General features: G+C 72.5%; 9 protein-coding genes and 1 pseudogene. 5 read left to right on the top strand and 5 right to left on the bottom strand.

Features of this window, described 5'->3' with window-relative positions; genetic code table 11:
- Nucleotides 1-112: 112 nt before the first annotated feature.
- Nucleotides 113-775, top strand: a complete 663-nt coding sequence (allE, locus tag KO353_RS05390) for a (S)-ureidoglycine aminohydrolase (RefSeq protein ID WP_328774526.1) — start codon at nt 113-115, stop codon at nt 773-775.
- Between the two features lie 57 nt (nt 776-832).
- Here allE and denD read toward each other — a convergent pair whose 3' ends face one another.
- Nucleotides 833-1,816: a D-erythronate dehydrogenase gene (gene denD / locus KO353_RS05385; protein WP_218286698.1), complete on the bottom strand. Its 984-nt coding sequence runs from the start codon at nt 1,814-1,816 to the stop codon at nt 833-835.
- Between the two features lie 93 nt (nt 1,817-1,909).
- Between denD and KO353_RS05380 the strand changes: the two genes are divergently transcribed.
- A complete protein-coding gene (locus tag KO353_RS05380; RefSeq protein ID WP_218286697.1) occupies nt 1,910-2,341 on the top strand; it encodes a hypothetical protein in 432 nt (143 codons plus the stop codon).
- Nucleotides 2,342-2,362: 21 nt separating this feature from the next.
- Nucleotides 2,363-2,929, top strand: a pseudogene (locus KO353_RS05375) (dienelactone hydrolase family protein); the annotation flags it as partial.
- On the opposite strand, the gene KO353_RS05370 reads toward KO353_RS05375, so the two are convergent.
- Together KO353_RS05370 and KO353_RS05365 are read right to left on the bottom strand one after the other, a co-directional pair.
- Nucleotides 2,916-3,914 carry a helix-turn-helix transcriptional regulator gene (locus tag KO353_RS05370; protein WP_218286695.1) on the bottom strand — a complete coding sequence of 333 codons (999 nt, stop codon included), beginning with the start codon at nt 3,912-3,914 and terminating at the stop codon, nt 2,916-2,918. The pseudogene KO353_RS05375 and the gene KO353_RS05370 overlap by 14 nt on opposite strands.
- Before the next feature lie 72 nt (nt 3,915-3,986).
- Nucleotides 3,987-6,059 carry an AAA family ATPase gene (locus KO353_RS05365; RefSeq protein ID WP_218286694.1) on the bottom strand — a complete coding sequence of 691 codons (2,073 nt, stop codon included), beginning with the start codon at nt 6,057-6,059 and terminating at the stop codon, nt 3,987-3,989.
- 421 nt (nt 6,060-6,480) lie between these two features.
- Here KO353_RS05365 and KO353_RS05360 point away from each other — a divergent pair, with 421 nt between their 5' ends.
- The gene (locus tag KO353_RS05360) at nt 6,481-7,701 is read left to right on the top strand and encodes a diaminopropionate ammonia-lyase (protein ID WP_218286693.1); all 1,221 of its coding nucleotides are present in this window, start codon (nt 6,481-6,483) and stop codon (nt 7,699-7,701) included.
- A 60-nt stretch (nt 7,702-7,761) separates the two neighbouring features.
- Nucleotides 7,762-8,736, top strand: coding sequence for a Bug family tripartite tricarboxylate transporter substrate binding protein (locus tag KO353_RS05355; RefSeq protein ID WP_218286692.1), 975 nt, complete (start codon nt 7,762-7,764; stop codon nt 8,734-8,736).
- A gap of 63 nt (nt 8,737-8,799) precedes the next feature.
- Here KO353_RS05355 and KO353_RS05350 read toward each other — a convergent pair whose 3' ends face one another.
- Together KO353_RS05350 and KO353_RS05345 are read right to left on the bottom strand one after the other, a co-directional pair.
- Nucleotides 8,800-9,570, bottom strand: coding sequence for an SDR family NAD(P)-dependent oxidoreductase (locus KO353_RS05350; protein WP_218286691.1), 771 nt, complete (start codon nt 9,568-9,570; stop codon nt 8,800-8,802).
- Between the two features lie 22 nt (nt 9,571-9,592).
- Nucleotides 9,593-10,801, bottom strand: coding sequence for an ABC transporter substrate-binding protein (locus KO353_RS05345; RefSeq protein ID WP_218286690.1), 1,209 nt, complete (start codon nt 10,799-10,801; stop codon nt 9,593-9,595).
- Between the last annotated feature and the right edge of the window lie 5 nt (nt 10,802-10,806).

Here is a 10,806-nt window from a genome sequence, read left to right as displayed (position 1 = left end):
TAATCCGCCGCCAGGCATCATCGGCCACAACCGAACGCTGCTCACGCCCCACTACGCCGTCCTCCCGCCCGAGGGGATCATGGACAGCCTCCTGCCCGGCTAGCCCGGCTGCATCATCCGGTTCCAGACCTCGCCTGCGATGGGAGCGCGCTTCGCCCAGGCGTTGCTGATCGCCCCCCCAGGCCGCGGCAGCGCCGGCGCGCTCGATGACGGGCTCGAGCACTTCTTCTACGTCGCGCAGGGTCGTTTCACCCTTGAGGCGGAGGGGCGACGGATGACCCTCACGCCGGAAGGCTACGCCTTCATCCCTGCCGGCACGGCCTATGCGCTCGCCGCCACCGCCGAGGCGGAGGCGCGCGCGATCTGGGTGAAGCGGCCCTACGAGCCTGTCCCCGGCGTCGCCCGCCCCGGCCTTCGCACCGGCCATCGCGACACCGCCGAGCGCGAGGACCATGGCACACGCTGGCGCCTGCTCCTGCTCGGCACCGGCGACCTCTCGATGGACTTCGAGATGACCATCATGGCCGACGCGCCCGGCGCGCATTTCTGGTGCGTGGAGACGCACATTATGGAGCACGGCCTCATCATGCTCCAGGGCCAGGCTCTGCAGCTCCTCGGCCGCGACTGGCACGAGCTCTGGGCCGGGGATTTCGTCTGGATGGGCCCCTTCCTGCCGCAGCAGATCTACGCCATCGGCTCCGAGGTGGCGGAGTATCTGCTCTACAAGGATGTCAACCGCGACGTGAGCTTCGCCTTACCCCGCCGCCTCGGCTGAGGCACGCCCGGGCGTCCCGCGCCCGCCCCGGCCGATCGGCAGCGGGCCCCGACCAGCTCATCCTCGCATCGCGCGCGTCTCGGCGAGGTCGTCCTCGAGGAAGGCCCGCACCACCGCCTCGAGCCCCTCGTGCGTCCGGAACCCAAGGGCCAGAGCACGGGCGTGATCGAACCGCGCGGGCCAGGTGCCGACGATCGCGGCCACCTCCGGGTCGTCGACCCGGCTGATGAGCCGCATCGCGTCATGCCCGCCGACCGAGCGAAGCACCTCGAGCATTTCGCGAACGGTCACGGTCAGCCCCGGCGGGTTGATGCCGCGGTCGAGCCCGAGCGCGCGCGTGTCCATCGCGGCGGCGTGGATCAGCCAGTCCGTCGCCGCCCGCGGCGAGGCAATCCAGAGCGCGAAGTCCTCCGGCACCGGCAGGGCGGCCTCCTCGCCGAGGAAGGGCTCGCGCAGGATCGAGCTTGCGAAGGAGGAGGCGGCGCGGTTCGGACGGCCCGGCCGCACCACGACCGTCGGCAGCCTCATCGACACACCGTCGATGAAGCCCTTGCGCGAGTAGTCGTGCACGAGAAGCTCGCCGGCCGCCTTCTGCGCGCCATAGCTGTTTCCGGGCACAGGGCGGGTCGTATCGCCGACCACCGCCTGTTGCCCGCCCGAGAAGGAGGCGACCGAGGAGGTGAACACCACCCGCGGGCGTGATCCCGCGCGCCGGCAGGCCTCGAGCACGGCGCGCGTGCCGTCGAGATTGACGCGCCAGCCGAGGTCGAAATCTGCCTCGGCCTGGGCGGAGACGACGGCGGCTAGGTGAAACACCACGCCCGTGTCGCGTTCGGCGAGGCGGGCGGTGTGGGCCGGATCGGCGATGTCGCCGGCAAGGCAGGTGACGGGGAAGCGGGCGCCCTCGGGCGCCTTCGGGGGCACGAGGTCGAACAGCGTCATCGCCGTGATCTCGCGCGCGCCCAGCTTGCCCTCGAGAGCGAGCCTGCCAGCGACCTTCCGGCCGAGGAATCCCGCCGCTCCCGTGATCGTCACCCGCATCGCCTTCGCCTTCCCCGCTCTTCTTCGCCCGAGGCTTCATCGCGTGCCCTGTCTGCCCGCGCAAGCCGCCCCGCCACGGTCATGGAAGGTTCGATGCTCCGCCTCCTCGCCGCTCTCGTCGCCCTCCTCTCCACGGTGGAGATGCGGGCGGCGGACCTCTCGGCCCTGCTCCCTCCCTGGCCGGAGGGCGAGAGCCTCGTCGAGGGGCGGGAGGTCACGTGGCCGAGCACAAGCCCGTTCACGCCTCAGGAGGCGCTCTGGGGGGTGGCGGAGCAGGCGACGGCGCGGGGGATCCTCTTTCCGGCCCGGCGCGTCCCAGGTGCTCCGCCGCCTCCGGCGGTGATCATGCTCCACGGCTCGGGTGGTCTGCTCTGGCCGCGCGAGCGCACCTATGGCGCGCAGTTCGCCGCCATGGGCATCACCGCTCTCGCGGTCGACAGCTTCGCCGCGCGGCGCGACCGCGCCACCTCCTTCGTCGACCGGCTCCTCAACATCACCGAGAGCATGCTGCTTGCCGATGCCTAGGCGGGGCTTCGGTTCCTCGTCGAGGCCGGTGAGGCAGACCCGCGCCGCGTGGCGCTGATCGGCTTCTCCTATGGTGCGATGGCGTCGATGTACGGGCTTTCAGAGACGGCCGCCCGCGCCTTCGGCCAGGGCGGCGAACGCTTCGCCGCCCATGTCGCGTTCTACGGCCCCTGCATCGCACGCTTCGAGGAGCCGCGCACCACCGGCGCGCCGCTTCTGATGCTCTACGGCACCGAGGACGAGCTGATCGACCCCGCGCGCTGCGCGGCAGCGGCCGAGGCCTTCCGCTCGGGCGGCAGCACGGTGGAGGTGATCGCCTATGAGGGCGCCGCGAACCAGTGGGACGGGGCCTGGGGCCCGGTTCGGATCGGGCGACTTCTGAACGGCTGCGACCTCGAGCTCGCGCGCGACGGTTCGGTGCGTGACCGCTCGAGCGGCCTCGTGATGGCGGGGCGGATCAGCCGCGCCATCATCCTCGGCCTTTGCGTGGAGAACCGCCCCTATCTCATCCGCGGCGACCCGGAGGTGAGGGCGCGCTCGAACGCCGATCTCGGACGCTTCCTCGCCGAAGTGTTCAGCCGGCGTTGAGCCCGGTGTGGTGGTCGAGCGCGGCCTGAAGCAGGGCGCAGAGCTGCTCGCGCAGGGCCTCGGGGCTCAGGATTTCCACCGACGTGCCCCAGGTGAAGATGTGCCAACACATCTCCTGCGCCCCACCCGCATGGAAGCGGACGATCAGCCGCCCCTCGGCGTCGCGCTCGGTGGTCTGGGTCGGGTGGAAGCGCCACTGCGCGGCCTCCGCGGCCGTTTCGGCATCGAAGCGGAGCACCACGTCGAACGGCGCCTCCTGGAAGGTGGCGAAAGCACGCTGCGCGAAGGCCTTGAGCGAGAAGTCGGCGCGGCGGACAAAGGGGATGTTGCCGAGCTCGAGCGACGACATCCGGTCGAGCCGATAGAGGCGCGGTTCGGTCCAGGGCTCGGGTGCGGCGACAAGCAAGGGCCGGCTGCCGTAGAGAAGGCCGTAGGGGTGGACGGTGATCCGCGCGGCCTCAGGCGCGCCGCGGGAGCGATAGTCCATGGTGAGCGGCAGGCAGCCGAGGATGCCGCGGCGCAGGAGAGCGAGGATGCCCTCCGGCAGGGTGGGCCTCGGCCCCGGGCGAAGCGCGCTGCCCTCCGCCTCCATCAGGACCTCGAGATCGGGCTCGACGCGCCGGAGATGATCCGGCCGGGTCATGGCCCGAAGCTTGGCGGACGCGGAGTCGAGCGCGGCGGCCCGCTCCTCGAGCCCGCGCCCCCGCCACTCCGCCGCCGCGGCCTCGATCGCGGCGAGCTCCTCGGCGCTCAGCGCGACAAGGCCGCCGAGCGTTCCCTGCGGCAGGCGCCAGCGCCGCACGCGCTCGCCGTTGTCGCACCGCTCGAACTGGGGGAACACCCGCGCGACCGCATCGCGCATCCGCTCCGCCGTGCGTCGGCCGACGTTGAAGCTCTGCTGGATGTCCGCGAGCGAGAGGCCTTCGCGTGTGCCCTGGAAGGCGAGGGCAAGCCGGAGAATGTTCTCGAGCTTCAGGTAATGCATAGCGCGTCGAATTCCCGCCTGCCTCTCACCAGCGGCCGGATATGGGGAGGGTGTCACGCTACGGAAATACCCTCACCCGGCGAGACGGAAGCCGATCGGCGCCGCCGGCCCGCCGCGCGCCAAGGCCTCGTCGCGCAGAAGGGCGAGGACCGTGTCGTCGTCATCCTCCCTTCCGAAGAGCCGCGCCTTGCGGGCGGCGAGGGCGAGATCGGCGGGCACGAGCGGGGGCAGAGTGTCGAGCCCTTTGGGAGCCTCGCGGCCGAAGAAGCGGCGATAGGCCGCGCGGGCGCGCGCGGCATCGAGCGGCGCGAAGCGTATTTTGACGAGGAACCGGCGCAGGCAGGCGGGGTCGAGCCGATCGGGCAGGTTGGTGGTGCAGGCGAAGGGGAGCGGGTGGTGCTCCATCCAGGTCAGGAGCTCGTTCACCTGCGTGACTTCCCAGGCCTGGGTGGCGGCGCGCCGGTCGCCCAGGAGGCCGTCCGCCTCGTCGATGATCAGGAAGGTGCCGCGCTCGCGCGCCTCGGCGAAGCAAGCAGCGATCGCCTGCTCGCTGCCGCCGACGAAGCGTGAGAGGAGATCGGAGGCGCGCCGCACCATCGGCCGCAGCCCGAGCCGCGCGGCGAGGTGGCGCGCGAACGCGCTCTTGCCGGTGCCAGGAGGGCCCGAGAGCAGGAGCGAGACGGCGCGCGGCGCGCCCGGCCGGGCCAGAAGCTCGGCGAGCGCCGCGAGGTCGTGGTCAGCGGCGGCGAGATCCGGGTCGAAGCCCTGTTCGCCCTCGAGCTCGGCGACTGGCAGGGCGCCGCCCGCCATCGCGCGCGCGACCGACAGCGCGCCGAGCCGCACCGCCTCCGCCCCGCCGCCCGTCATCGCCGCCGCCGCGACCGCCGAGGCGGCGATCGCCGGAGCTGCCGGCACTTCGCGGGCAAGCCGCTCGACCTCGCGGCTCTCCATCGTGATGCCTGACCGCGCGAGTTCGCGCGTCCAGAGGGCGGCGCGCACGCTCTGGTCGGGGATTCGCATCTCGAGAGCGAAGGTCATCCGGCGCACCACCGCCGGCCCGAGCGCCTGGACGCTGTTGGTGGTCCAGAGCATCGGCACGGGCGTGGTCTCGAGCAGGCGCAACAGATGCGCGCGCGACCGCTCCCCCCCGAACAGGCCGCCGAAGCCGCCGTCGAACAGGTCCTCCGCCTCGTCGAACAGGAGCAGGGCCGGCGTGCCGCCGGCGAGAAGCCTCTGGGCGAAGCGCAGCTCGGCGAGACGCTCGCTTCGCCCGGGCTCGTTCCCCTCCGCGTCTGCCTCGGCGACGGCGTAGAGCGGCACGCCGATGGTTGCGGCGAGAGTGCGGCAGAACTCGGTTTTGCCCGTCCCCGGCGGCCCGTAGAGAAGCACATGCGTGCCAGGGCGTCGGAGCCGGACGGCGGCGGCGAGAAGCTCGGCCGCGTGTGTCGCCGCGGCGCCGAGATAGGCGAAATCCTCCATCGCAAGGCTCGGCGGCAGGGCCGGGCCAAGGAGGCCGGCGGCGGCGCCCCCGGCCGAGGCGGGGGGGATGTCCAGCGGGTCGCCGAGGCGGCGGCGGAGGCGTTCGAGCACGCGCAGGCCACCATCGGGCTCGACCGTGATGAGGCCGGCGGCGCGGAGCGGAGCGCCGGGGGCGAGCCGGCGCTCGACCACGGAGGGGGGAAGGCCAAGCAGGAGCGCGATCAGCGGCACGTCTGCCGTCAGCCGCATCTCCCCGCCCATCGCGTCCGACAACAGGTCGAACAGTCGCTCGACCGCACGGTGGACACGGTAGCGAAGCACGAGGCCGAGGATCGACGCCTCGTGCGCATCGAGCCCCGCGGCGTCGGCGAGCAGCCCAAGCCGCGCCTCGAGCGCCGAACGCGGGTGGCGGGCAAGCGCGGCGAGGCGTCGGTCGAGGCGGGCGGCGATGCCCTTGAGCAGGGCGGCATTCGCCTCCGCCCGGTCGCCGGCGAACAGGTCGGCCTGCGCCGCCCGGCTTCGGCCCGCCCGTGCGGCGAGGCCGAGCGCCTCCTCGAAGCTCGTGACCCAGGCGGCGAGAGCGGAGGCGCGTCGCGACGTCCGGGGGAGATTCGCGAGTGCCGCCCGGGCATAGAGGATGATCACCCTTTGTTCCCCTGCGTCCATCGCCGCCTCCTGCGTGCCTCTCACACCCAGCACGGGCGACCCTAGGCGCCGGATACGACAGGATCGGACGTAGTGGCGATCTCAGCGACGCGGCAGCTGCGTCTCGAGCCAGGCGATGATCCGCGCCCGCTCGGCCGGATCGGGGGCATGGTGGGTCTTGAGCAGGTCCTCGAGCGCGGTTCTCCGGTCCTCGGGATACATCTGGCTGTAGCGTGCGACGAGGCGCGCGGCGTTGCGATGGCACTCGGCTCAGGCGCGGGCATCGGCCGCTTGGCCGTCATCGGCTGCGAGAGCGGGCTCAGTGGGCGCGAACAAAAGGGCGAGGGTGGCGAGAAGGAGGGCGAACCGACGCACGTCTTTCCTCCGGTCGTGATCGGAAGGATGGTGTTCATGGCCAACCTCCCCGTCCTTGCGCTGGATCGTGCCCAAGCCGCTCCTTCCCCCCGCTCCGTTCCGGCTGCACCACAACGTCCTGCGCGGCCGCGCCGGCGCGCCGGTGCTGGACCAGGCCGGCAGGGAGGCCGCATCTGCCGAGATACGCTCCTGGCCCGACTACGCGCCGACGCCGCTCGTTCCCCTGCCGGGGCTCGCCTCTCGGATCGGCGTCGCCGCGATTGGCTACAAGGACGAAGCCGGCCGGTTCGGCCTGGGCAGCTTCAAGGCCCTCGGCGGCGCCTATGCCGTGGCGCGGCATCTGCTGCGCCGCCTTGCCGGCTCCGGCATCGCGGCCACCTCCGCCGATCTCGCGTCCGGGCGTTTCGCGGATCGGACGCGCGCGATCACCGTCACCTGCGCGACCGACGGCAACCATGGCCGGTCGGTCGCCTGGGGCGCGCAGCGCTTCGGCTGCCGGGCGGTGATCTACATCCACGAGACCGTCAGCGAAGGCCGCGCGGCGGCGATCGCGCGCTTCGGAGCGGAGGTGCGTCGCGTCCCGGGCACCTATGACGATGCCGTGCGCCGTGCGGCCGAGGACGCCGCCCGCGAGGACTGGACCGTCGTCTCCGACACGTCCTACCCGGGCTACACCGAGATCCCCTGCGACGTGATGGACGGCTACCGGGTGATGGCCGCGGAGGCGCTCGGGCAGTGGCGCGCGGCCTTTCCCGGCGCCCCGCCGACGCATGTGTTCGCCCCGGGCGGGGTGGGCGGTGTCGCCGCCGCCATCGCCGCCGAACTCGCCCACGCCTTCGGCGAGGGGGGGATGCCGAGGCTCGTCGTCGTCGAGCCCGACCGGGCCGACTGCCTCCGCCGAAGCGCCGAGGCGGGCCGCCCGGTGGCGGTCGAGGGCGAGCTCGACACGGTGATGGCCGGCCTCGCCTGCGGCGAGGTGTCGCTCCTCGCTTTCGACGAGCTCCTGTGGCGCGCGCACGCCTTCATGGCCGTGCCGGACGAGGTGGTCGCCCCGTGCATGCGCCTGCTTGCCGATGGCGTCGGGGGCGACCCGAAGCTGGTCGCGGGCGAGAGCGCGGTGGCTGGGCTCGCCGCCCTGCTGCTTGCCCGGAGCGACGCGGATGCCGCCTCCTCCCTCCGCCTCGGCGAGTCGAGCCGCGTGCTCCTCTTCGGCACCGAAGGCGCGACCGACCCAGAGCTCTATGCCCGCCTCGTCGGCCGGAGCGCGGAGTCGGTCCGCGCCGGTTGACTCGCGGCCCCGGCTCGCTCATGTCGCCGGCAAAGCTCACCTTCCGGAAGGGGTCAACCCATGAAACTCGATCGCCGCACCCTGCTCGCGGCCTCGGCCGGCGCCGCGCTTCTGCCCCGCACCGCCCGTGCCCAGGAATGGCCGACCGCCCCGGTGCGGATGATCGTTCCCTTCGCCGCCGGCGGCCCGACCGACATCCCCGCCCGGCTGATCGCCGACAAGATGAGTGAGCGCCTGCCGCAGCGCGTTGTGGTGGAGAACCGCACCGGCGCTGGCGTGGTCGTCGGCACCGAGCTCGTCGCCCGCGCGCCGAAGGATGGGCAGACCATCCTCTACTCGACGATCGCCCATGCCGTGCTGCCGCCCCTCTTCCCGCGCCTTTCGTTCAACGCGCTCGAGGACTTCACGCAGGTCGCCCTGGTCGCGGTCGTGCCGATGATCATGATCGTGAACAAGGACCTCCCGGTGAACACGCTCGGCGAGCTGATCACCCTGCTCAAGAACAACCCCGGCAAGTACGACTACGGCTCCTCGGGCAATGGTGGGGCCGTTCATCTCGCCTGCGAACTGTTTCTCGCGCTCGCCGGGGTGCAGGCGAACCATGTTCCCTATCGCGGATCCTCCGCGCTGATGCCGGACCTGCTCGCCGGCCGGCTTGCCTTCACGGTCGATGTCGCGGCTTCGGCGATCACCTATGTCCGGTCGAACCAGGTGAAGGGGCTTGCGATCTCCTCGGCCAAGCGGTCGCCGATCGCGCCCGATCTGCCGACCTTCCAGGAGGCGGGCGTGCCGGGCTACGAAGCCTATACATGGCACATGATGCACGTGCCGGCCGGGACGCCGCGGCCGATCGTCGACCGGATCAACCGCGTCACGAATGAGGTGATGGCGCTACCCGAGGTGAAGCAGCGTCTGACCGAGCTCACCGCCGAGACGATCGCCGACAGCACGCCCGAGAGCGCGCGCGCCTTCCTGCTCGCCGAGAACCGGAAGTGGACCGACATCATCCGCCGCGCCAACATCACGGTGAACTGACCGGGCAGCGCCCGGCGGCGTGAGGGCCCCGCGCTCGTTGGCGCGGGGCAGGCCGCGTTGGAACTACGGCGCCCCGTTCGCGAGCCAGCCTCCATCCACGGGAAGCGTCGCCCCGGTGATGTGCGCCGCCGCCGGCGAGGCGAGGAACAGGGCAAGCCCCGCCACCTCCTCCGCCCTGCCGAGCCGTGCTTGCGGGCTGCGCGCGACGATCGCGCCCCTGTCGAGCCCGCCGCGCGCCACCACCTCGCGCACGAGATCGGTCTCGATATAGCCCGGCGAAATCGTGTTCACGCGCACCCCGTGCGGCGCCCATTCGCAGGCAAGAGCGCGCATCAGACCGGCGACCCCGGCCTTGGTGGCGCAGTAGGCCGCACGTTCCGCCGCACCGGCGAGCGAATAGATGCTGCCGAGCGCGAGGATCAGCCCCGACCCGTGCGCCACCATGCGCCGCCCGGCGGCCTGGGCGGCGAAGAACACGCCGTCGAGGTTGAGCGCGACGATCCGACGCCAGAGATCGGGGGCGAGCTCGAGCGCCGGGAGATTCGCCGCCACCCCGGCATTGGCGACCGCCACATCGACCCCGCCCCAGGCTGCGTCGGCCACAGCGAAGGCGGCCTCGACATCCTCGGGGAGCGCGGCGTCGCCCCGATGGCAGAGGGCCCCCTCGGGCGGCGCCGAGACCGGTTCGCTGTCCTGAATCAGCACGCGCGCGCCATGCGCGGCGAAGGCCTCGGCGATGGCGCGGCCGATGCCGCGCGCGGCTCCGGTGACGAGAACGCGAAGCCCCGGCGGCGGCGTGGTGGCAAGCGCCGTCGTGCCTCTCTCCACACCCATCCTGGCTTCCCCCGCTTCCGCCTCAGCTCGCGCCGAGGCCGAGCCGAAGCTCGGCGACCGCCGCCTTTTCAGGCAGAACCGTGACCACCTGCTCCCCCTGCCACTGCGCAAGGAACGGGCGCGCCCGCGTGTTCTGGCCGGCCTCGTCGAACTTGGCCCCCCAGCCATTCGCGAGGCTGTGCTCGGGGACGTCGAGCGCGAGCACGGCAGCGCGCACCCTGTCCCGGTCGCCGCCTCCCGAACGCGCGAGCGCCTCGAGGAACAGCCGCGCGCCGACGAAGTTCGAGAGGCTCAAGCCCGTGCGCGGCGCATGCCCGTAGCGGCGCACATAGGCCTCGGCGAAGGCCTTCGCCCCGGGGGCGATCCGTTCGCTCACGGCGAGCGGCGGAACGTCCACGATCATCGTGTTCTGGAAGTCGGGCCCGATCGCCTTCTGCGTCTCGGCGAGAGCGTAGCCCTCGCCCGAGCCAATGACGGCGAGCGGCTTCCAGCGCGCCGCCCGCATCGCCCGGTAGAACAGGATGATGTCGTTCTGGTAGCCGCTGTGAAGCACCACCTCGGCCTGGGCGTCGCGCAGCCTGAGCACCGCCGCCGTCAGGTCGGCCGTGCGCATGCTGTAGGGAATGTCCTCCACCAGGATGAGGCCACGGGCGGCGGCACGCTCCTTCTGCGCCGAGGACACGGCGGTGCCGAGCACGCCCTCCTCGCGCAGCACCGCGACCCTGATCAGCCGTTCGTCGCGTCCGGTGCGGCGGGCGATTGCGGCCAGCGCCTCGATCGCCACCTCGCCCCAGGCGCGCGCCGGCGGAGCGCTTCGGAACACGGAGCGGAAGCCGCGGTCGGTGATAGCGTCGGCGATCGCTCCGAGCTCGAAATAGGGAACGCCCGCCTGCTCGGCCGCCTGTGTGGCCGCGAGCGAGAGCGAGGAGGCGTGCGTGCCGAAGATCGCCCGGACGCGCTCGACGGTGATCAGGCGCCGCGCTTCCGCGGCGGCCGAGGCCGGGTCGGTCGCATCTGCCCGGACCAGGCGGACCTTGGCGCCGGCGACGCCGCCTCCCGCGTTCCGCTCCTCGCAGGCGAGCTCGAGGCCGCGGAACCCCTCGTCGCCGAGCAGGGCCCGCGCCCCGCTCAAGGGATAGAGGGCGCCGAGGCGAACCTCGCCGTTCTGGGCGCTCGCGGGCCGGAGCGCCAATGCGAGCCCGGCGGCGGCCAGAACCTGCCTTCTTCTCATCCCCC

Source organism: Elioraea tepida, assembly GCF_019203965.1.
Lineage (GTDB): Bacteria > Pseudomonadota > Alphaproteobacteria > Acetobacterales > Acetobacteraceae > Elioraea_A > Elioraea_A tepida.
This window is presented reverse-complemented; position numbering and strand designations above follow the sequence as displayed.